21 protein-coding genes and 3 pseudogenes are annotated in these 21,135 nt (G+C 70.2%); 11 read left to right on the top strand and 13 right to left on the bottom strand.

Going from position 1 to position 21,135, the window contains the following annotated elements; all coding sequences use genetic code 11:
* Positions 1-18: 18 nt before the first annotated feature.
* The 7 genes from ACIGXE_RS33795 to ACIGXE_RS33765 form a co-directional block, all read right to left on the bottom strand.
* Positions 19-1,269, bottom strand: coding sequence for an SRPBCC family protein (locus ACIGXE_RS33795; RefSeq protein WP_399753603.1), 1,251 nt, complete (start codon positions 1,267-1,269; stop codon positions 19-21).
* A complete protein-coding gene (locus ACIGXE_RS33790) occupies positions 1,262-1,957 on the bottom strand; it encodes a hypothetical protein (protein ID WP_399753600.1) in 696 nt (231 codons plus the stop codon). The genes ACIGXE_RS33795 and ACIGXE_RS33790 overlap by 8 nt, the downstream gene beginning before the upstream one ends.
* A 105-nt stretch (positions 1,958-2,062) precedes the next feature.
* The gene (locus ACIGXE_RS33785) at positions 2,063-2,323 is read right to left on the bottom strand and encodes a gas vesicle protein GvpG (protein WP_399753597.1); all 261 of its coding nucleotides are present in this window, start codon (positions 2,321-2,323) and stop codon (positions 2,063-2,065) included.
* 39 nt (positions 2,324-2,362) lie between these two features.
* Positions 2,363-3,076, bottom strand: a complete 714-nt coding sequence (locus tag ACIGXE_RS33780) for a GvpL/GvpF family gas vesicle protein (protein WP_399753596.1) — start codon at positions 3,074-3,076, stop codon at positions 2,363-2,365.
* A gap of 3 nt (positions 3,077-3,079) precedes the next feature.
* Positions 3,080-3,526 carry a gas vesicle structural protein GvpA gene (locus ACIGXE_RS33775; protein WP_399753594.1) on the bottom strand — a complete coding sequence of 149 codons (447 nt, stop codon included), beginning with the start codon at positions 3,524-3,526 and terminating at the stop codon, positions 3,080-3,082.
* A 61-nt stretch (positions 3,527-3,587) separates the two neighbouring features.
* On the bottom strand, positions 3,588-3,902 hold the full coding sequence (locus ACIGXE_RS33770; RefSeq protein ID WP_399753591.1) for a gas vesicle protein: 315 nt from the start codon (positions 3,900-3,902) through the stop codon (positions 3,588-3,590).
* Between the two features lie 234 nt (positions 3,903-4,136).
* Positions 4,137-4,979, bottom strand: coding sequence for a hypothetical protein (locus tag ACIGXE_RS33765; protein WP_399753589.1), 843 nt, complete (start codon positions 4,977-4,979; stop codon positions 4,137-4,139).
* A gap of 348 nt (positions 4,980-5,327) precedes the next feature.
* Here ACIGXE_RS33765 and ACIGXE_RS33760 point away from each other — a divergent pair, with 348 nt between their 5' ends.
* From ACIGXE_RS33760 to ACIGXE_RS33740, 5 genes are all read left to right on the top strand, one after another.
* Positions 5,328-6,029, top strand: coding sequence for a hypothetical protein (locus tag ACIGXE_RS33760; RefSeq protein ID WP_399753587.1), 702 nt, complete (start codon positions 5,328-5,330; stop codon positions 6,027-6,029).
* Between the two features lie 151 nt (positions 6,030-6,180).
* On the top strand, positions 6,181-6,612 hold the full coding sequence (locus tag ACIGXE_RS33755) for a VOC family protein (protein ID WP_399753585.1): 432 nt from the start codon (positions 6,181-6,183) through the stop codon (positions 6,610-6,612).
* A gap of 349 nt (positions 6,613-6,961) precedes the next feature.
* Positions 6,962-8,071, top strand: a complete 1,110-nt coding sequence (locus tag ACIGXE_RS33750) for a PP2C family protein-serine/threonine phosphatase (protein ID WP_399753582.1) — start codon at positions 6,962-6,964, stop codon at positions 8,069-8,071.
* Between the two features lie 117 nt (positions 8,072-8,188).
* Positions 8,189-8,983 carry an alpha/beta fold hydrolase gene (locus ACIGXE_RS33745; RefSeq protein ID WP_399753580.1) on the top strand — a complete coding sequence of 265 codons (795 nt, stop codon included), beginning with the start codon at positions 8,189-8,191 and terminating at the stop codon, positions 8,981-8,983.
* A 418-nt stretch (positions 8,984-9,401) separates the two neighbouring features.
* Positions 9,402-10,553 carry a hypothetical protein gene (locus ACIGXE_RS33740; protein WP_399753577.1) on the top strand — a complete coding sequence of 384 codons (1,152 nt, stop codon included), beginning with the start codon at positions 9,402-9,404 and terminating at the stop codon, positions 10,551-10,553.
* 75 nt (positions 10,554-10,628) lie between these two features.
* On the opposite strand, the gene ACIGXE_RS33735 is transcribed toward ACIGXE_RS33740, so the two are convergent.
* The 3 genes from ACIGXE_RS33735 to ACIGXE_RS33725 all read right to left on the bottom strand — a co-directional run bounded on the left by ACIGXE_RS33735 (position 10,629) and on the right by ACIGXE_RS33725 (position 13,264).
* Positions 10,629-11,045 carry a hypothetical protein gene (locus ACIGXE_RS33735; RefSeq protein WP_399753575.1) on the bottom strand — a complete coding sequence of 139 codons (417 nt, stop codon included), beginning with the start codon at positions 11,043-11,045 and terminating at the stop codon, positions 10,629-10,631.
* 261 nt (positions 11,046-11,306) lie between these two features.
* The gene (locus ACIGXE_RS33730) at positions 11,307-11,945 is read right to left on the bottom strand and encodes a LysE family translocator (protein WP_399753572.1); all 639 of its coding nucleotides are present in this window, start codon (positions 11,943-11,945) and stop codon (positions 11,307-11,309) included.
* Positions 11,946-12,136: 191 nt separating this feature from the next.
* Positions 12,137-13,264, bottom strand: a complete 1,128-nt coding sequence (locus ACIGXE_RS33725; RefSeq protein WP_399753570.1) for an NADH:flavin oxidoreductase — start codon at positions 13,262-13,264, stop codon at positions 12,137-12,139.
* 117 nt (positions 13,265-13,381) lie between these two features.
* Between ACIGXE_RS33725 and ACIGXE_RS33720 the strand changes: the two genes are divergently transcribed.
* The 3 genes and pseudogenes from ACIGXE_RS33720 to ACIGXE_RS33710 all read left to right on the top strand — a co-directional run bounded on the left by ACIGXE_RS33720 (position 13,382) and on the right by ACIGXE_RS33710 (position 15,250).
* A complete protein-coding gene (locus tag ACIGXE_RS33720) occupies positions 13,382-13,831 on the top strand; it encodes a MarR family winged helix-turn-helix transcriptional regulator (protein WP_399753567.1) in 450 nt (149 codons plus the stop codon).
* 160 nt (positions 13,832-13,991) lie between these two features.
* Positions 13,992-14,285, top strand: coding sequence for a hypothetical protein (locus ACIGXE_RS33715; protein WP_399753565.1), 294 nt, complete (start codon positions 13,992-13,994; stop codon positions 14,283-14,285).
* A gap of 145 nt (positions 14,286-14,430) precedes the next feature.
* A pseudogene (locus tag ACIGXE_RS33710) lies at positions 14,431-15,250 on the top strand (IS5 family transposase).
* Between the two features lie 35 nt (positions 15,251-15,285).
* Here ACIGXE_RS33710 and ACIGXE_RS33705 read toward each other — a convergent pair.
* A complete protein-coding gene (locus ACIGXE_RS33705; RefSeq protein WP_399753562.1) occupies positions 15,286-15,795 on the bottom strand; it encodes a GNAT family N-acetyltransferase in 510 nt (169 codons plus the stop codon).
* Positions 15,796-16,506: 711 nt separating this feature from the next.
* On the bottom strand, positions 16,507-17,259 hold the full coding sequence (locus ACIGXE_RS33700; RefSeq protein ID WP_399753559.1) for a TetR/AcrR family transcriptional regulator: 753 nt from the start codon (positions 17,257-17,259) through the stop codon (positions 16,507-16,509).
* Positions 17,260-17,327: 68 nt separating this feature from the next.
* Here ACIGXE_RS33700 and ACIGXE_RS33695 point away from each other — a divergent pair, with 68 nt between their 5' ends.
* Entirely contained in the window at positions 17,328-18,929 is a 1,602-nt protein-coding gene (locus ACIGXE_RS33695; RefSeq protein WP_399753557.1) for an FAD-binding oxidoreductase, read from the top strand.
* 269 nt (positions 18,930-19,198) lie between these two features.
* Here ACIGXE_RS33695 and ACIGXE_RS33690 read toward each other — a convergent pair.
* Positions 19,199-19,446: pseudogene (locus tag ACIGXE_RS33690) on the bottom strand (SAM-dependent methyltransferase); the annotation flags it as partial.
* Positions 19,447-19,700: 254 nt separating this feature from the next.
* On the opposite strand from ACIGXE_RS33690, the gene ACIGXE_RS33685 reads away from it, so the two are divergent.
* Both ACIGXE_RS33685 and ACIGXE_RS33680 read left to right on the top strand, forming a co-directional pair.
* Positions 19,701-20,531, top strand: coding sequence for a hypothetical protein (locus ACIGXE_RS33685; protein ID WP_399753555.1), 831 nt, complete (start codon positions 19,701-19,703; stop codon positions 20,529-20,531).
* A gap of 195 nt (positions 20,532-20,726) precedes the next feature.
* Positions 20,727-21,119: pseudogene (locus tag ACIGXE_RS33680) on the top strand (phosphodiester glycosidase family protein); the annotation flags it as partial.
* Positions 21,120-21,135 lie beyond the last annotated feature (16 nt).

The following is a 21,135-nucleotide window of genomic DNA, read 5'->3' as shown; positions in this document are numbered from 1 at the left end:
TTTCAGCTGGCCGCTCGCTCACGCGCGTGCGGTGCGGCGGCGGGAAGCACGGCGAGCGGGCTTGTGTTGGTCCTCGTTCTCGGCTTCGTCGTCGTTCTCGGCCTCGTCGTCGTTCTCGGCCTCGTCGCCGTACTCGTTCTCCTCTTCGTCCTCGACTGCGTCCTCGGGCTCGGGCTCGTCTTCGTCCTCGGGCTCCTGCTCGCCGAGCTCGTCTTCCGGGCTCTCGTCGTAGGCGTCCCGTTGCGTGTCCGAGTCGTCCTCGTAGGCCTCCTCATCGGCCCCGACCTCGGCCTCGTCCCCGTCCTCGGCCTCGGCCTCGGCCCCGTCCCCGTCCTCGTACGCCTCTTCGGCGTCGTACGGCTGCTCGCCGTCCTCGGCGGGTTCTTCGTACTCGGACTCGGCGCCGTACTGCTCGTCGTCCTCGGTCTGCTCTCGCTCGAGGGCCTCCTCATGACCTACGACGACGTCACCGTCGCGGATCTCGCCCCGCCAGCCGTCAGTGGCCTCGCCGCGCATCATGATGAACTTGCGGTAGAGCTTCAGGTCGAGCCGGGCCCGGCGGCCCTGGGCGCGCCAGATGTTGCCGGTCTTCTCGAAGAGGCCTTTGGGGAAGTACTCCAGGACCAGCAGCACCCGGGTCAGGTCGTCGGTCACGGCGTGGAACGTCACGACGCCCTTGACCGTGCCCTTGGCGCCTTCCGTGGTCCAGGAGATCCGCTCGTCGGGGACCTGTTCGGTGACGTTCGCTCTCCAACTCCGGGTGGACTTGGCGACCTTGACCTTCCAGTTGCTGGTGGTGTCGTCCGCCTGCTCCACGCTCACCACGCCCTTGGCGAAGGTGCTGAATTCCTGGAACTGGGTCCACTGGTCGTACGCCTCGCGAACCGGCACGCCGACATCGATGTCCTCGACGATCGTCACGCTCTTCGACTTGCCGGCGCCCGGCGTGCGGCCGTTGCCGAACAGACCCTTGACCCTGTCCTTCACCGACTCCTTCAGATGCGTGACAGCGCCGGTGACGGCGGCCTGCGCGGGCGACTTGCCTTCGGCGAGCGCCTGCCCGCTCCTGGACAGGCCCTTCATACCCCCGCCCAGCGTCGCTCCGGGCTCGCCGAGCTTCGCGATGCCTTCGCCCAGCCGGGATCCGAGCTGGGTAAGGGTGTGCTCCGCGCGGGCGCGCAGGTACTGCTGAAGTTCTTCCTTCAGCCGCTCGGTCGCCGGGCTGGCGAGCACATCGCTCTTGACCTTGCCGAAGGCGGACTCAGGCATGGTCGTCCCTCCTCTTGCGCGTGGTCGGCGTGGTCCGCTTCTTCGTCGCGGCGGTCCGTGTGCCGGCTGACTTGGCCGCGCCGGAGGTACTCGAACTCGTTCGGCTCCGGGCGGGCGCGCCCTGGCGGCCGCTCTTGCCGGCGGCGGAGGTGGCCTTCTTCGCCGTGGCGGCGCGCGGGCTGTTTGCCCCCGACGTGCGCCGCTTGGTGCCGCCTTCGCGCGCCGGGGTGCGGCTTGCGGACTTACGCGGCTTGGCGTCACCGGCGTCCTGCGGCTCCTCACCGTCCTGCGGCTCGTCGCCGTCCTGCGCTTCCTCGGTGTCGTCGACGTCGGTCTCGTCGACATCTCCGGCGTCCCCGGCGCCCCCGGCGTCGTCACTCCGGTCCGAGCGTGGTTCCTCCAGGGCGCGGGTGCGCTCGGCGAGAGATTCGGCCAGGCCGGTAGCGCGCTGTGTCAGAGCCTTGGTGGCGGCCGACTTCGTCGCTTCCACCAGCTCTCGGCGGACCTGGTCGCTCAGTCCACCCAGGGCGGGCGTGTTCGCGATCAGCTTGCCGATCTGCCGCGGGTCGAAGTCGAGCTTCTTGCCGGCCAGGAACATGCCCAGCCCCGCGGCCACCTTGGCCTTCTTCGTGCGGCCGAGCAGATACCCGCCTATCAGGGCGACGGCTATCTTCGCGTTCTTCGTCATGGCGTGTACACCTCTGTCTCTCCCCTCGTGGTCGCGTGGGTGGTCGTGGTCATGCGTCATGCGTCATGCCTCGTGCCTCGTACGGGATGCGAGATGCGAGATCCGTCATGCGCCGGTGCCTTCGCCGAGCCGGCGGAATCTCTCGATCTCCTCCAGCCGGTCGAGGAGCTCGTCCTCCCGGCGGTCGTACTCGTCCTCGCCGATCTCCCCGCTGGTCAGCCGGCGCTCGAGGTCCTTCAGCTCCCGCATCACCGGCTCCGGGTCGTAGTACTCGCGCTCCGCCGCTGTCACGACCTGGTCGACGACCCAGAGAGTGCCGCGCAAAGGAGCCAGCGGAAAGGTCACGAGGCTGGTGATGAGTCCCATGGATCGCCTCCCTCAAGGGCCCGCTCGCCGTGCGACGCGTCAGACGAAGCTGTAGGGCGGCAGCGGGCCGTTGAGCACGAAGGTGTACGCGTCGCCCCGGCGGTCGGCCTGCTCCTGCACGGCCTGCACGAAGGACTCGATGTCCTGGGAGGGCACGAGGAAGGAGACGCTGAGCAGCGACGACGCGGTCGGCTCACCGATCGACACGCGCTTCGCCCTGGTCGCGAGCTCTTCGGCCAGGCGCTGGGCCTCGGCGTCACGGCGGTTGGCGACCTCGTTGGAGACGATCTCGCCCAGCTCCAGGCGCTCCTCGTGCGTGCCGGCGCCGTCGCGGGTCCGCTCGCGCAGTTCACGGACGCGCTCGGACTCCCTGACGACTTCCCGCAGCAGGTCGTCCTCCTCGCGCGACACCTTCAGGTTGTACTCGACGTGCCCTTCCAGGTCCTCGAGCCGCGCCAGGTAGCTCTCACCTTCCGCGTCCAGCGCGGAGGCGACCTCCGAGTCGTCGGAGGCGAGAAGACCGAAACGCATCGGCAGGGTCGCACCGCCCATCATGAGCGCCTCGATCACGCCCTGGTGGGCCTGGACGTCACGGCGCTTGGCCCTGAGACCGGGCGGAGCATCGCTGACGACCGCGGTGAGGTTGCCGCTGCGCACCGCACGCAGTGGGGCCCCGGGTTCGCCGACACCGGACACTCCGTCGAGACGCAGCGGGTGATCGGCGGCGGTGATTCCGTAGACGTAGGTGGACATGCACTACTCCTCTCGCCGCTGGGCGGACTGACGGCTGGACGTGGACTTGCGGACGGCGCGCTTGCGCGGCTGCTCTTCTTCCGGCTCGTCGCGCTTGGCTTGCAGTGAGTCGGTGAAAGCCTCGACGGCGCCGCTCAGCGCTCCTTTCGACTTGCCCTTCGCGCCGCTCTCGGTCATGTCGCCGACGATGTCGGTGAGCTGGCTGGGAGCCTTGCGGCCGGCTTCCAGGTCGAGGCGGTTGCACGCCTCGGCGAATCGCAGGTAGGTGTCCACGCTCGCGACGACGACCCGGACGTCGATCTTCAGAATCTCGATGCCGACGAGCGACACGCGGACGAACGCATCGATGACGAGGCCGCGGTCGAGGATGAGTTCGAGAACGTCGTACAGATTTCCGGAACCGCTGCCGCCCCGTGCGGCTGTGCTGCCTTGCTGCTGAACGATGGTCACGTCGATCTCCTTCCGTGGATCCGGCCCGGACGCCGGCGTACCGCACCTGCGTCCGTCTGATTCAGCGGCGGTCGATCTGGCCTCGGGCATACCGGCGGCCTCGCTCGTAGGCGACGATCTCGCCGTCCGAGTCGAGTTCCACGTGGTAGAGGGCCATCACGCTCATGGTGTCGGGAACCTTCTCCAGTTCGACGACCTCCACGTCCGCTGTCCACCCGTTGTCGGTGGCCCTGATGGCGGAGACCGCCCCCGCCTGCTTTTGCAGCAGGTCACCGAGCTGTTCCCGTGCCTCGCGCATCACAGCGGTCAAAGGCAGGCGCTTCTCCGGTGCGTCGCCGCCGCGCTTTCCTTCGTCGTTTTCGTCTGTTGAGCTCATGCTCTCCACCTGCCACACCGGGGATAGGGGGAAGACCTGCCGATCCGTCATCGGCCACTTGCGTTCGCCTGCCCGGGTGTCTGATACGTATGCGTGTGCGACCGAACTCCGTCACCACAACGCCCCCCTCGCCCCGGCGCAGCGGTACATCGGTGCTTGCGCGCCGCCGCCGCGGTACGACGGCTGCGAGCGCGGTTGGCTGTCGGCTGCTCGCTCTCGTCGCCTCAGGTCGCGTCAGGGACGTTCGTAGTGCTGGAGGACGCCGCCCGCGGAGAAGCAGAGGGCGCCGGCGAGAGTGCCCCAGTTGGCGATGTCGGCGTTGATCAGGCTGCCCGTGGCGGGGCGGGTGTAGGCGGCGAGTGCCGAGACCATGAAGAGGACGGAGCCCAACTGGTTCACGGCGACGATCCACCAGCCGAGGTCGCGTCGTCGGATGCAAGGCCGGCCGTGGCAGATCTCGACGAGGGCGAGGTGGCCGGAGATCAGGAAGAGCACGCAGCCGACCACGTCGGGGGCCCAGATGAGCCGGTTGATCTGCTGGACGGTCAGACCCTGCAGGAAGGAGTCGAGCAGGTTGACGGCGAACACCAGGGTGCCGGCGAACAGGAGGAAGGCGCTCAGCCAGTCGACCCGCGTCGGCTCGTAGCTCCACCACCGCCACGGGGGGATGACCAGAGCGCCGTCGCCACCGGGCACGTGGCGCGGGGCGTTGATGACCTGGAGCAGGGACACGTAGCCGCCGGTGTTGAAGAACAGGCCGCCGACGAAGTAGACCGAGGCGCAGGTGACCGCGTCACCGGAGCCGAACTGCGCGACGGCGGCGCCGACCGCGAAGAGCGCTCCGCCGATGACGAAGCAGGTGGCGGCGATGGCGTTCAGCCTGCGCAGCCGGGCGAGGGCGGTGTCGCCGGCGCTGTCGTGACGGGTGGCGGGGGCACCGGGCGGACGGACGGCGATGAGTCCTCGGCGCCGGGCGGGCCGGGATTCCCAGATGACGGTGCCGCCGCCGGGCGGGTGCCAGGTGAGGCGGGTGGTGAACGGTCCAGCGCCCTCGGCGCGCTGGTCGGGCTGTCCCACGGGCCGAGCCTAGACGGCCCGCCGGGTCTCCGGGCGAGCGCAACGCCGCCGACGGGGCCACGCCGTTCCGGAAGGACCGACTGCGCGTGCGGATGCGGTGCCTGATCGACCGGGGCAGCTCCGGCCGGACCGAACCTGGTCAGCCGGTCCTAGGAATCCGACGCCGCGCCGACCGGGTCCGCCGACAGCCGACTCGGACAGGACCGGAACTCCTCTTGACAGCCGGCGATCCGAAGCGCGGCTGTGAGCGAGGAAAACGCCATGGCCGATCGCGGAGGGGGCCCGGTAGGGTTGTGATCTTCGGTCGGCGGAAGCCGACTGGAGTCCCTTCGAGGCTGTGCCGAGACGATGAACCACGATGACACACCCTCGCGGCTGCGCCTCGAGCGGGCTCTGGACCGCTTGGGCTTCGCCTTCCGCGGGATGACCGCCCGCAGCGACGAGATCCAATGCGCATGCCACTGGGGCAGCGAAGAAGAGCTTGCGCGATTGAAGGTCCCGGACGTGGTCCTTGCCCCAGGCCTCCTGGGCCGCGCCTGGGCTACCCCCGACTGGAACGACCACGGCGCCGTGCTGCGCCGAATCCTGCCGCAATTCGCCAGAGCGCTGGTCGGCGGTCTGGTGGAGCCCGTGTCCGGCATGGCCGAGGTCGGGCGTTCGTTCGCTCGCGGCCACTGGCGGCAGTGGCCGGCACGCCAGGGCGCGGCGGTGTGGGAGTTCCTGCGCGCCTGGTGGGCGCACACGCTCGCCGAGCCGGATCCCGCTGTGCCCGCGTACGAGGTCCTCGCGCTGTGTGCCGAGGCGTCCGGCGCGCTCGGCCCATGGCTCGCAGCCTGGGAGGCAGCCGATCACCCCGCTGCCGACCAGTGGGACGCGTGGGACGACGAAGACGCCTTGCGCGCCGAGCTCACGGCCTGGTTGCTCCGTCACGCCGCCGTACGGCTTGCAGCCTACGGCGCTCCGGAGGAGCTCCTTCACCGCATACGGCTCATCGGACTGACCGGCCCCGCCCGCTGGGAGGACCCCCACTGGCCCGACCATCGCTACTGAGGGCCGACTTCACGCCGCCGGCTCCACAGCCTCCTCCCCCGTCGCAAGGATCCGGCTCACGTATGGCGGCGGATGGCCGGGCGGTTCGCCGATGAGTTCGGCGTCCTCGACCGGTCTACCCGGCGACACGACCGTTCTCGACAGGGGTGCCATGTCCACCATCCAGCCGGTGATCATCACTGCCGATCCGGACCTCCTGATCGGGTTCTACACGGAGTTGTTCGGCGCCGAGGAGATCTTCCGGGTGCCGGAGGCAGGACCGCTCCAGCTCTTCTACCTCGGCCTACGCATCGGCGACAGCGACTTAGGCCTGGTGGCCAAGGCGGACCCGGGGACCGGGGCGGCGCCGGGGACCGGGGAGGCGCCGGGGACCGGGGAGGCGACGCCAGGGACCGGGGCGGCGCCGCGGATCCTGCTCAGTATCGGTGTCGACGACGTCGACGAGACGCTCGGCCGGGTGACGGCACTGGGCGGTTCGGTCCGCAGCGGCCCCAACGACATGCCGTGGGGACAGCGCGTCGCCCACATCCAGGACCCCGACGGGAACCCGGTGAACCTCACCCAGCCGATCCCGGCCTCGTGACGCCGGTCCGGGGTGTTTGTGCTGGTCGCCCGGCCTGGCCTCTTGGGCATGGCGCGGCCTCGCGGCCGGACCGGAGCCTCGTTACCTGCATCGGCGCAGGTCGCCGCACGCTGCAGCACAAAAAGGTGCTGCAAGCGGTATCGCGCGCGGTTGTCTCCCTCCGCGGAATCGGCCGGCGGCCTGTGTCGCCTGCATCGAATCGCACTGCGCCGCACACAACCGTGCCGTTCATGGCATGTGGGCGCGAGAGGGGGCGGTCGGCGTTGCATCGGCCCCGGAAGGGGATGGGAGGGCGGGCGGCTCGATCGCCGGGGAGCTATGTCCGCATTGCGTGGATATTCTGGTCGATGTGATCGAGTCAGGACGGCCGCGGCTCCCTCGGCGCTACGGCCGGGGAAGGCTCGTGCGGCTGTCGCCGGTCATTCTGACCGTGGTGATCGCCAGCTTGGCCTACGCCACTCCGCCGGAACTGGCGTTCAGCCGCCTCCTGCCTGCGGCACCAGCTCTGGCCGCCTCCATGTGGCCAGTCCTCCCCACCGTCCTGCTCGGAACGATCTGCCTGATTCTCATGATCGGCCTCGGTCTCGTCTTCCCCGATCTGGGAACGTGGTGGACCGCCGCGGGGATCATCGCCGTCACCGTCGCCGCCGCCTACGGAAGCCACGTCCGGCTCCAGCGGGAGCGCACCCTCTTCCAGGTACGACTCGTCGCCGACGCGGCGCAGCAGGTGGTGCTGAGCCCGATGCCGCGCCGCTTCCGGAACGTGGAGATCGAATCGCTGTACCTCGCCGCCGCGGCGGAGGCCCGCATCGGTGGAGACTTCTACGAGGTGGTCGATACGCCGTACGGTGTCAGGCTGCTCATCGGTGACGTGCGCGGCAAGGGCCTGCCGGCAGTCGGAGCGGCCGCCGCGATCGTCAACGCCTTCCGGGAGGCGGCCTACAGCGAGCGCGACCTGGTCGAGGTCGCACGCAGGCTCGACGCCAGCAGCACCCGCTACAACGCCGCCTTTCCCCCGGACGGGCCGATGGAGCGCTTCGCCACCGCTCTCGTGGCCGAGATCCCGCACGAGGGCAGCCGCATCGACATCCTCAACTGCGGACACCCCCCGCCGCTACTCCTCAGCGGCCAGAAGCTGCGCGCCCTCGAGCCCTCCACCCCCTCGCCCCTACTCAGCCTCGCGGAGCTGATCGGCCAGCACTACAGCATCGACAGCTTCGCCTTCACCCCCGGCGACCTTCTGCTCCTCTACACCGACGGGATCGCGGAGACCCGCGCCCGCGACGGCGAGTTCTTCCCGCTGGCCACCTGGATGCGCGGACAACCCGCCACACCACCCCGCGATCTGCTCACCGCTCTGCACCGCGACCTCCTGCATTACAGCAGAGGGCGCCTGGACGACGACATCGCCGCCCTCGCCATACGCCTGCGCGAGCCCTCAGTCCCGGAGTCCCCGTGAGCGACCCACGCGTACTCAGCGGTCGAGCAGGAGGACAGGGAGACAGGAAGAGCAGTCATACACTCGTCTTACACATAAGTCTTGTACATGCGTATAGATGTCGTCTACGGTGAACGCATGAACAACGACGACGCCAAGCGTTCCGCGCTCACCATTGACGGCCGCACCCTGTCCTACGTGGACTTCGGCGGGCCGGGTCGCCCGCTGCTCGCCCTGCACGGGCACATGTCCGAGGGCATGTCGTACGCCGATCTCGCCGCCCGCCTCGCCCCGGACTGGCGGGTCATAGCGCCGGACCAGCGCGGTCACGGCGACTCCGACCGGGCGGCCGACTACAGCCGGGAGGGCTACCTCGCCGACGTGGAGGCCCTCATGGACCACCTGGGACTGGACCGCGTGGCCCTCCTCGGCCACTCGCTCGGCGCGATCAACGCCTACCAGTTCGCCGCCCGCCACCCCGAACGCGTGACCGCGCTGGTCAACGGCGAGGGCTGTGCCGAGCTCGGCCTGGACGGCGGCAACCCGCTGGCGTTCGTGCTGAACCTTCCGGAAGGCACCTGCGCCGACCGCGAGGCGTTCGTGGCGCAGCTGGGCCCGTTCGCCCCCTTCCTCGAATCGGCGGTTCGCGAGCGACCGGACGGAAGCTGGGGCCTGCACTTCCATCCCAAGGACATCTACGCCTCCGAGGATCAGGTCCACGGCGACCACTGGGCCGACTGGACCGGCTCCACCTGCCCGGCACTGCTGATACGCGGCGCCGAAGGCGGTGTGCTGTCGGCGGAGCAGGCAGCACAGATGACCGCCCGGCGGCCCGGCACCCGTCTCGTCGAACTGAGGACGGACCACTTCTTGTACGCCAACGACCCGGCCGGCTTCGCGGACGCGGTCCGTGACTTCCTCGCCTCGGCATAGCCATGCGCCCATCCACGCGACGATCGTTCACGAGATCCGCCCGTGAGCCGGCCCTCGGGTCCGCCCCGGAAGCCGTCGCCGGAGGCGATCGCTGAACTCACAGCCTTCCGCGTCCGGCCGCCCCCGGCCGTCTGTTGGCCGGTGATGCAGATGATGGGCGGCCGGCAAGCGCCGCCTTCCTGCCTGGTCGGGCCAACCGAGACGGATGCGTGCTCGCCGACGGCCGCGGCTGCGCGGTGGGGGTGAGCGGGGTGGAGTCGGTCTGGTGTACGTGGGGGCGGCGCCGTCTCTCCTGCAGGTCGGCCAGCCGTCGCACGGGAGGAGCGGGCGCGGTCGGGCCGGAGTGTGGACGGGTGGACACCGCCGCTCGGGCCGCACACCATACTGGTCGGGCCCTGATCACCCACTGGACGGTTACATGGCCAAGAACAACTCATCATCGACCGCTGTCCCCGACACCGCGTGGCTCGGGCGTGGGCGTCATCTCGGACCCGAGGCCGAGCGGGACGTCCGGCGCAACCTGATCGCCCTCAAGGCGGCCGGGGTGATCGACGACTTCCTGGACCTCGACCCCGTCGAGGCCGCGCGCTCCACCGACATGTTCCCCCGGGACGAGTCCGCCGACCCCGGGCCGTTGGCCCGCCGCCTCTTCGAGGCCCGCTGGCGCGTCGCGGACGGCGTCACGGTGCGCGCGCAACTCACCACGTACGACCCCGAGTCCCGCCGCACCGAGAGCGAGGGCGTCCACTGGGTCCTCGCCGCCGAGGCGGAGCGTGCGTGGGAGATCAGCTGGCCCTCGCCCGCCACCGTGTTCTGGCCCGACAGCGACCAGGTCGACTGGGATCACGAGAAGGTGCCGGGCGTCCGTCTGCGGTCGACGAACCACCTGCCGAAGGACGACGACGAATTGCGGCGCCTGCTGCGGGACTGCACGCGGCAGAGCTGGTTCGTCCATGTCGTGGTGCATGAGGCGATGACGCCGGACGCGCTGGGCCGGCGGCCGATCACGGCGTTCCTGCCGCCGAGCCTGCGGCACCGGGTGGTCGAGCACCGGGCCACGCCGGACCAGGCGCTGATCGCCGACTTCGCGATGAAGCGTGAGGTGGGCGTGGGGCTACCGCGCGGTGGCGCCGTCGTCCTGCCCCCGACGCCGCAGATCCCGGGTTACGACGCGGAGCGCTTCACCGTACGCAATGTCTTTCTGGACGGCTCGGAACCGACCGAACTCCTCGCGAAAATCGTGGAGTTCGCGGCACTCCCCCAGCCGCTGCCCTCCGACGCCGAGCAGGCCCTGACCCGGCTGCGCCAAGGCTGGCACCTGCTCACCCCGGACGAGGAGCTGGTCCACGCGCGGGTCATGGTCACGAGGTACGCGAAGGCACTCGAATCGATGACGGCGTCCTGCGACCTCTACCGGGAGGCGGCCGAGTCCGCGCTCGCCGCGCTCGCCGAGGCGAGCGGCGGCGACGCACCGGCCCGGACGCCGACGGCCGCGGCGGCCGCGGCCGACTCCTCGCCGTTGAAGAGCCTCACGAAGGGACTCGGCCTCTTCCGGCGACCGAACCGATAGAGGCCGCGCGGAGCTGCGGGGCCCGGCACACAGCGATCCTGTGGTGCCGGGCCTCGACCACGTCCGGACCCTGCGTTACGGGTGGCCGTACCTCACGCACTTCAGGTACACGACCTGCGGGCCGTCCGCCCCGTTGTCCAGACACACCCGCACCACCGCGGCTCCACCCGGAGCGTCGGCCGGCACGAGAATGGAGAACGTGTCGCTCGCCCCGCACACGCTGCCGGACAGGCCCACGCCCATCTGAACGTTCTGCGAGTTGAGCGTGAACGCCGTGGTGCCGCGACAGCTGTTCAGGTCCACCGACTTGTGCTCACCGGCCACCACCACCGACCGCGCGTACCAGGTGATGGTGCCCCGCGTGTACGTCTGGCCGTAGGTGACATCGAAGCTGCTGACCGGGTAGTCGGCCGCACCCGCTGGTGGAGCGGCCAGCAGGGCGCCGGACGTCAGCGTGGCGGAACCGAGGGCGACAGCAAGGCGGGTGCGCACGTCGTCTCCAAGGGGTCGGGACACACGGTCAACGGCCAGTATTCAGCGCCCTGTTGGCCAGGTCCATGCCGCCCCATCGCATTCCGGGCCTCTGGATAGGGCCCGGTCGGTCCTGGTCCGCCCCGGTCGGCCAGGGGCTCCAAGGGCTCCAGGGGCTCCAGGGGCCGAAAACGTACGGACTCGGTGCCAGGCACGCGCGTACGCCTCTGCGCACTGGTCACTCACGCCCCGCCGCACCCCGGACCGTCGAGCCGACACGGTTCAGTCCTTGCGCCCCGTCGCCGCGACGGTGACACCGAGTCCGATCATGGCCAGTCCGCCGATTCCACCGACCAGCGAGAGCCGCCGCGGTGAGCGCGCGAACCAGTCCCGGGCAGTGGCCGCGGCCAGCCCCCACACCATGTCGGACGCGACGGCGATGACGTTGAAGACCAGGCCCAACAGCAGCATCTGCGCGGCCACGTGTCCCTGGTCACGGTCGACGAACTGCGGCAACACGGCGGCGAAGAACACGATGGTCTTGGGATTGGTCACTCCGACGGCGAATCCCTCTCCGAACGTCCGCAGGCCGCCTTGGGCGGCGCCGACCCCGGTGACCGCTGCCTGAAACGTCCCGCGCTCACGCCAGGCCTTGATGCCGAGGAACACCAGATAGGCCGCACCCGCCAGCTTGAGCAACGTGAAGACGAGAACCGAGCGCTCCACCACCGCGCCGATCCCTAGTGCCACGGCCACGATCAGCACGTAGGAGCCGAACGTGTTGCCGATCACCGTGGTCAACGCGGCGCGGCGCCCTTGCGCCAGCGCCCGGCCGATCACGAACAGCACGCTGGGACCCGGTATCACAATGAGCAGGGACGACATGGCCGCGAAGGCGAGCAAACGGTCGAGAGACACCATGCGGCTCATGCAAGCACGGGGAGGGACCGGGCTGCCAGCCGTTTGCCCGTCGGGGCGGGTGGCGGCCGGCGATCGAGTCGAGCGCCGGCCGCCGCCCGTGGGCCGCGGGACAACGGCCTGTTCACACCTGCAGTAGGACCCCGCGAAGTCCTCCCCGCGTGGGGAGACCCTCGGGTGGGGGCGGTGTGCGCCTAGCTGAGCGTCTTCAGCGCAGCCGCGTCGTACGGCTTCAGCTCGTCGACCCGACCCGCCAGGACCTTCGCGGCCCACTCCGGGTCCTGGAGCAGGGCGCGGCCGACGGCGACCAGGTCGAACTCGTCGCGCTCCAGGCGATCGAGGAGGTTGTCGAGGCTGCCGAGCTCGGCGCCCTTGCCCATGAAGGCGTGGATGAAGTCGCCGTCCAGGCCGACCGAGCCGACGGTGATCGTGGGCCTGCCGGTGAGCTTCTTGGTCCAGCCGGCGAGGTTCAGGTCCGAGTCCTCGAACTCCGGGAGCCAGTAGCGGCGGGTGGAGGCGTGGAAGGCGTCGACGCCGGCCGCGGCGAGCGGGGCCAGGATCGCCTCCAGTTCCTGCGGGGTCTCGGCGAGCCGCGCGTCGTAGGCCTCCTGCTTCCACTGCGAGAAGCGGAAGATCACCGGGAAGTCGAGCGAGACGGCCGCGCGGACGGCGGTCACGATCTCCGCCGCGAACTTCGTCCGGGCCACGGCGTCGCCACCGTAGGCGTCGGTACGGCGGTTCGTCCGCTCCCACAGGAACTGGTCGAGGAGGTAGCCATGGGCGCCGTGCAGTTCGACGCCGTCGAAGCCGATGCGCTCGGCGTCCGCGGCCGCCTGGGCGAAGGCGCCGATGACGTCGTCCAGGTCAGCGCGGGTCATCGCCTTGCCTTCGCCCTCGGTGCCGTCGACCCGGATGCCGGAGGGGCCCACAGCGGGGGCGTCGGCGTACGGTGCCTGGCCCTGCTTGCGCACCATGCCGATGTGCCACAGCTGCGGCACGATCGTGCCGCCCTCCGCGTGCACGGCCTCGGCGACCTTCGCCCACTCCGCGAGCTGCTCCTCACCGTGGAAGCGCGGCACACGATCGCTCTGGCCGGCCGACTCGTGGCCGACGTACGTCCCCTCGGTGACGATCAGACCCACGCCGGCGGCAGCGCGGCGGGCGTAGTACGACCGCACGTCCTCACCCGGAACGCCGCCCGGGGAGAACATGCGCGTCATCGGCGCCATCACGATGCGGTTCGGGACGGTCAGGCCGTTCAGCGCGACGGGCCGGGACAGGATCTCGGCCGCACGGGAGGCGGAAGACGCGGTGACGGTCACAGGGACGCTCCTCTAGCTGTTACTTCATGACCTTGATGCTTGAGAACTTCATGCAACGGGACGACGGTAGAGGCAGATATTTGAGATAGTCAAGCTTCTCCCGATAGGGTGGTCCGCATGACAAAGGCCCCTCGCGCAGAAGCGCCCGGCGTCGACACGGCCCAGCTCATGGAGCTGTTCTCGGTGTCGCTCGGCGTCTACTACGGCGACTTCACCGTCGCGGCCGCCAGTGAGAACCTCACCGCGAGCCAGGGCAAGGCACTGACCGTGCTGCGCCGGGGCCCCGCCGCGATGCGCACCCTGGCCGACGTCATGACCTGCGACGCCTCCAACATGACCGGAATCATCGACCGGCTGGAGAAGCGCGGGCTCGTCCGCCGCGAAGCCAGCCCGTCCGACCGGCGCGTCAAGAACGTCATCCTCACGCCCGAGGGCGAGCGGGTCACCGACGCGATCCGCTCGAAGATGCACACGACGCAGGAGGGCCTGGACAGGCTCAGCGCCGAGGACCGGAGCTCTCTGTACGCCCTGCTGGAACGCGTCTTCGTCGCCCGGCCCGACGCCTGACCAGGGCGACTGACGGCGGACGGCTTCAGAGCCACTCGTCACGCCCGAACACAGCGCCCAGCCAGCGTTTCGTCGCTCTGTGAACTCCCTCGGTTACTTACGGCTAGGATCACGGGCGTTGCCGCGGCCGACGCGGCGGACCGAGACAGGGGCATCCCACATGGCCATCATCGTCACCTTCGACTTCCCGAACGCGGGACAGGAGCTCTACGACGCGGTCATCGACCGCGTGACCGATGGGCGAGGCTTCACGCGGTTCGCGGACCTCCCGAACGCCGGTCTCATCTCGCACGCGGCCGGGCCTGTCGACGGCGGGTTCCGTGTGACCGAGATCTGGGAGAGCCAGGAGGCCCTCGAGACCCACGCGGAAACCTTCGGCCCGGTCCTGGCCGACCTCGGACACTCCGACGTGCAGCCCACGATCATCCCGGCGCACAACGTCGTCGTCCGGTAGCGACGGTTCCGGCTGCGTCCGACTCCGCCGGTGCCCCGGAGCCGCCAGGTCCGGGGCACTCTTCTGCGAGCCGAGGGCACGCCACGCCCCGGCCTTGGACGTCATCTCATTTGGCAGGGTCGGTAGGCTGCGGGCTGTGGTGGGGATCGTTGAACGGCTGGTGCCGGACGAGCTGTGGGAACTGTTCCAGCGAGTGGTGCCGGAGGCTCCAATCGCGACCCCCGGGGCGGTGGCCGGCGTCGACATGGCGACCGAGAGGTGCTGGCCGCGATCGTGTTCGTGGCCACGTCCGGCTGCACCTGGCAGCAGTTGCCGTCCGCGTCGTTCGGGCCATCGGGAGCGACAGCCCACCGGCGCTTCTCGGAATGGACGAAGGCCCGCGTGTGGGCCAGACTCTCCCGCCTGGTCCTCGACGAACTCGGCTCACGAGGCGAGCTGGACTCCCGCTGCGCGATCGACTCGGTGAACTTGCGGGCCATGAAAAGGGGGACCTGACAGGCCCGAATCCTGTCGACCGAGGCAAGGACGGCTCGAAGATCCACCTGCTCACCGAGCGCACCGGCCTGCCCATCTCTGTCGGAATCTCGGCAGCCAACCTGCACGACAGCCAGGCGCTCGTCCCACTGGTGAAGGGCATACCGCCGATCCGCTCCCGCCGCGGGCCCCGGCGGCGCAAGCCCGGAAAGCTTCACGGCGATAAGGGTTACGACTGCTCCCACCTGCGGCGATGGTTACGCCAGCGCGGTACCACCCACCGCACCGCCCGCAGGGGCGTCGAGTCCTCGCAGCGGCTGGGCCGCCATCGCTGGACCATTGAACGCACCATGGCCTGGCTCGCCGGCTGCCGCCGTCTCCACCCCCGCTACGAACGCAAGGCCGACCACTTCCTCGCCTTCACCAGCATCGCCTGCACCCTCATCTGCTACCGCAGACTCGGTGGCTTTCCGGGCAGCGGGACCGGATGACGTGGATCTTCTCTGTACCAACGGCTCGTTGATGGTCAGGTCAATTGGTTGCGTGGGTCGATGACCCAGTGATTGGTGTTCAGAACGCGGCCGGCGAATGTCAAGCTCTGCTCTCCGAGGAACGTGAAGCCGACAGCGCGGCAGATGCCGTTGGAAGGCAGGTTGCTGGTTGCGGGGAAGGCGTGGATGAGTCCCCAGCGGCCGTCCTCCCTGGCCGTCTCAAGCAGTGCCCGCACAGCTCGCTTGCCGTAGCCCTGACCTTGGAAGGCGGGCAGAACCATCCAACCGATCTCGGAGATCTGCCGGTCGTCGGCTTCGTGAGACCACAGCGAGACGGTTCCGGCGACGACCGAGGGGGCAGCCGCTTCCGGGATGATCATTTTGGTCCAAGCGGTGTCCTCGGCAGCCCGGCGGACATCGCGCCGCACCTTCTCATCCATGCCTTCTCGCGGCAGTGGACCCCCGAGATCCTTCATCATGTCGGGATCGCATCGCATCCGGATGTAAGCGTCGACATCCTCAAGCACCACATTGCGCAACAGCATTCTGGACCTCCAGGTCGGCAGCGATTGTCCAATGTGATCACGCAGCCCGTACTGCTGGCGTCCGTACTCCTCTCACCCCCCTGTGATCTGGGACTTCTGATGTAGGACGACAGGAAGCCCGAGCGAAACCTGGTCACGCCGCTGGAATCGGCGGGTCTGCTCGCGCTTGCTACGCAGGGAGGTGAGGGTGAGATCAAGTCCCTCGATCTCACCCCGCCAGCCCTCAGTTTCGAGCTGCCGGCTGATGTTGTCGACGACGGCCCGCTCGGGGCGGCCGAGGGTGACGAGGGCCTTGTCGGCGGCGTAACGCCACCCGCATTCCACCGCGCGGCCGGACCAATTGAGATGACCTCTTAGCGCCCCAACCTTCGCGCCCCGGCCTTCGCGTCACGGTGTTCGGGACACGCCGATTAGGACGACGCCGCCGAGGAAGAGGCCGACGCTCACCGCCACGAGCCAAGGAAGAGCATTACCTGACAGGGTGAGGGCGCTCACGCCGAAGAAGCAGCCGAGGCCCGCTCCCGTCAGCACCTGCCCGATGCCATGGGGTACGGGACGGAGGACCCGGGCTCGCTCCAATGGGTGAATCCACCCGGTGAGAAGCTCGACCACGCCACTCGTCGCGACAGCCAGCGCAACCGCGAAGAGTGCCCCCAGCCCCACGTACCGCATCACGCCACGCCCCCTCGGCCGCCCTGAACGCCCCGCCCCTCAGATGATCGCCCGGACGGCGCCCGGCTGACCAGCGGTCGGCGGAGCGGGAGCGGCGGCGTCCCCTCCGGACCCCGCCGGCGCTCGAGCGGCCCGGGCCGGCCGTCGGGCCTCCTCGCCGTCGAGGGCCGCCGCGTCCCCGAGGGCCCGCGCGGCGGCGAGGATCCGGGCGCAGCGTCGGGTCATGGCGTCGGGCGACTGCTCCGGGCGACCGATCCACCAGCGGACCAGGGACGTACAGAGGCCGCGCCACGCGTACTTGAGGGCGTCGGCGTCGAGCGGGTCGCCGGATCCTGCCGTGCGCAGGAGATCCGCGGTGCCCGTCGCGGCCAGGTCGTCGATGGCGCCGCGGTAGTGAGCCGCGCGGCGGGCGGCGTCGCTGTCCGGCGGCAGCGTGGGGTCGTAGAGGACGAACCAGGCCTCGCGCTGCCCGTCGAGGGCGTGGAACAGTGCGTCCAGTACGCGCAGGGGCGTGGGCCGCGCCGCGGCGGAGGGTTCGGCCATCGCGGTACGGACGGCTCCCAGCAGCCGTTCGCCGACGGGATTCAGGCAGGCCAGGTAGAGGTCCTGTTTCCCGCCGAAGTACTGGTGCAGCAGGGGTTTGGTGACGCCGACGCGGGCGGCGACGGCGGCCACGGTGGTGGCCTCGTAGCCGTTCCGGCCGAACTCCTCGGTGGCGGCGGCCAGGACCTGCCGTTCGCGTTCGGCCCTCGGCACGCCCTTGGTGCCCGCCTTGGAGGGAGGTGTTGTCATGCTCACTATCTTACCCTAGGGTAATTTACCGTTGGGTAAATTCAACGGACCCCGCCGGGAGCTCCCTCATGCCTGCGACCGCGATCGACCGCCCCCGCCCCTCCCGCCCGCGCTCCTGGTGGGGCTGGGGGCATGCCGACGCCCACCCCGACGACGCCGAATGCGTCGCGCTGGGCGCCCTGCTGCCGGGCACCCTGGCGCGCCCGCTGCCGCTGCCGCGCGTCGCGGACCTCCCCGTCGGCCGGCCGGGCGTGACACCCCCGCCCTCCCTCGCCCACCTGGTGACCGCCGACCCCGAAGCGCGGGCCGCCCACGCCATGGGCAAGGCCTATCGAGACGTCATCCGCGCCCTGCGCGGCCGACCCGGCCGCATCCCCGACCTGGTCGCCCGCCCGACCGGTGACCAGGAGGTGGCCGACCTGCTCGAATGGGCCGGCGAGAACGCCGTCGCGGTCATCCCCTTCGGCGGTGGTTCGTCCGTGGTCGGCGGAGTGGAGTACCGCGGCGACGCCCACCGCGCCGTGCTGTCCCTCGACCTGACCGCGATGGACCGGGTGGTGGAGATCGACACCACCGGCCGGTCCGCCCTGATCCAGGCCGGCGCCCTCGGACCCGTACTGGAAGGCCGGCTACGTCCGCACGGCCTGACCCTGCGTCACTTCCCGCAGAGCTTCGAGTTCTCCACCCTCGGCGGCTGGCTCGCCACGCGGGCCGGCGGCCACTACGCCACCGTCCACACACACATCGACGACTTCGTGCAGTCCCTGCGCGTGGTCACCCCCGCCGGCACCGGCACGTCATGGCGGCTCCCAGCCTCCGGCGCGGGGCCGTCGCCCGACCGGCTGTTCCTCGGCTCCGAAGGCTCGCTCGGTGTCATCACGGAGGCATGGATGCGTCTGCAGGAACGCCCCCGGCACAAGGCCTCGGCATCGGTGGCCTTCGCCGACTTCCGCCGCGCACTGGACGCTGTCCGGGCCATCGCCCAGTCCGACCTCGCCCCGGCCAACTGCCGTCTGCTCGACCCCGGCGAGGCACTTCTGTCAGGTGCCTCGCACGACGGCTCGACCGTGCTCGTCCTGGGCTTCGAATCCGCCACCGCCCCGGTGGACGACCGCCTCGCGACCGCTCTGGACCTGGCCCGGGCCCACGGCGGGCGCGGCGAGGCACCGTCGGCCGGCGCGGGAGCCGACGCGGCCGTCACGGCATGGCGCTCGGCGTTCCTTCGCATGCCCTACCTGCGTGACGGTCTGGCCCGCATGGGAGCGGTCGTCGACACCTTCGAGACCGCCGCCACCTGGGACCGGATCCCGGCGCTGATCGACGCCGTGCGCACCGAGGTCGGCGCCGCCGCCCTGAAGGCCACCGGCCACCAGGCGACCGTCAACTGCCGCCTGACCCACGTCTATCCCGACGGCGCCGCCCCGTACTTCACCGTGGCCGTGGCCGGCCGCCCCGGCGACGAGGTCCAGGTCTGGGACGACATCAAGGCCGCCGCGACCGACGTCCTGCACCGCCACCGCGCGACCATCACCCACCATCACGCCGTGGGCCGCGATCACCGTCCCGGCTACGACCGCCAGCGCCCGGAACCCTTCGCGCTGGCGCTCCGAGCCGCCAAGAACAGCCTGGACCCGCACCACATCCTCAACCCGGGCGTCCTGCTCGACTGACGGGCCGGAGAGCGCCGAGCGAGGCTCGCCAGGCGCGTGGCGGAGAGGGCGGGATCGTCGTGCCATCGGCACGCCGACGGCCGAGGTCAGGGGCGCGGATCGACACCCGCCCCCGCCCGCCCGCCCGCTCGCCCGCTCGCTCGCTCGCCGATGACAGGATCTGCGGCCCCCACGCCCGTGGCTACTTGCGGCCGACTCCCGCGAACATCGCCACGTCCGGCGCGGGCGTCTCCGGCCGCCAGGCGGAGCAGGAGACCACCCCGGGGCTCGAGCAGCGCAGCCGGCTGCGAGAGGTCGAGCGTCTTCGCCGCGCGGCCACGCTCGTGTCGGCATCCCGCAGGTCGGCCTCCAGGTAGTCGGTGCGGCCCTCGGGCGTCCCGATCAGGGCACGGGCGTATGCCAGCACGAGCGGATCGTTGTCCACGTACACGACGCGCGCGTCCGGGGCCACGCGCTGGGCGACCTCGTGCGTGTCGTCGGCGCTCGGCAGCCCCGTGCCGAGGTCCAAGAACTGCCTTGCATGGATACCCCCTTAGCCGGAAGGCGCACCGACGCGCCGGCTTCGGGCTCCTGCGCGAGGGGCTGGTGGCCGCCCCGTCCCCCGGGGTGACCGTGAATGATCACTGTGGCAGCAGCTTCGAAAGCCTCGCTCGGGCGGACGTGACCAGCCGCTACCTGTGCTCCACCCTGTTGCCCCGATCCTGCCTGTTCAAGGAGTCCTGAGAATGAAGCGAGTACACCATGTCGCGGCTCTGGTTGTAGCTGGGCGTGATGGCCACCCTTTCGCCCACCGCCGAGATAGCCACTGATACCGCGACACAGGCCGCTGTTGGCCGTATGCCGCTGGGGCCTGACGACTTGGTGACCGTCGCCAAGCCCGCTCAGGTGGTTTCGCCGGGGATCACCTACGAGAAGTACATCCAGGGCCAGGCCACGGACACGTGGTCGGTCGAGCTCCTCATCACGGGCTCTTCCTGGTCGGTCGGCACCAGGGACTACGCCGACCGCCTTGGTCGCCAAGCTGGTGGCCAAGGGGTACACGGAGCGGGTGGACATTCGGGAGCTTCCGGCGGGACCGGGTGTGGGGCAGGTCTGCTGCGGCAGCACATGGTGCAGGTCGATCCCTTCGGCCCTGATCAGCCCGCGCAGGCCGACGAATTGCTGCGGCCGCTGCAGGCGGCGGTATTCACCGAACGCACCGTCTACACGGCACAGGTCGGCAACCGGAGCACGGGCCCGTGGGAGGTGAGGGTGGTGCGGATCGACCTCGGCCGCCCTCACGTTCAAGGCTGTCCACGGAAGCGACATCCCTCGGCGCAGACGGTACGGGAGCTGGGCGCGGCGGCCGGCGCGCTCGTCGCGGTGAACGGCTCCGACTTCGACATCGACTCGCCGAACAACCCGTCGTTCGCCGGCTTCGACGGTGATCCGCAGGGCCTGTACGTCCAGGGCAACAGCCTGATCAGCAAGGCCAACAACGGCCGGACAGCGCTGCTGCTCGAGGGGGCGGGGTCACGGGTCCGGGTCGACGAGGTTAGTTCGCGCACGCAGGTGACCGCACACGACGGCGCGGTCCGGGCGATCGACGGATCAACCGCGTAGCGGGGCGCAATCTCGGCTGCGGTGGTATCGGCGACGACGCGCGCAAGGACATTGGGGGCCGGCTAGTCCCCGAACTGCGGCCACAGCGCGACGTCTTGTGCGTCGACGACAACGAGGTCGTCGTCTTGCGTCCGGAGTGGGGCGGCGAGACGCCCTCGCCCCGAACAGGGGTGAACAAGAGGGTGGACGTCTCTCATGGACGGAAACAGGGTCGTGAAGAGCGTCCGCGACCCTACCGGCGGCCCCATCCCCGCATGCAGCCGCGTCTTGCAGGGCATCGGCACCGGCGCGGACCAAGCCGTTCAAGCCGGGTACGAGCATCAGGGACTCCCATGGTGTGCCGGTGACCAACCCCACCCTTTCCGCTGCGGCGGGCAAGGGTCCGCCCTGGTCCGCGACGGCGAAGTAATGATCAACGCCGACGCCAACGGCTTGCTCAACCCTGACAGCGACGCCGTCACCAACGCCGTCGTGCATCGCCACCCGCGCACTCTCGCCGGCGTCACCGCTGCGGGGAAACTGCTGCTGGTGACCGTGGACGGCAGGCTGCCGCAGACCAGCGCCGGCGTCACCCTGCACGAAGCCGCGGCCCTCATGCAATGGA

This window comes from Streptomyces sp. NPDC053431 (genome assembly GCF_044544925.1).
Lineage (GTDB): Bacteria > Actinomycetota > Actinomycetes > Streptomycetales > Streptomycetaceae > Streptomyces.
The sequence above is the reverse complement of the archived record's forward strand: the minus strand, read 5'-3'. Positions and strand labels throughout refer to the sequence as shown.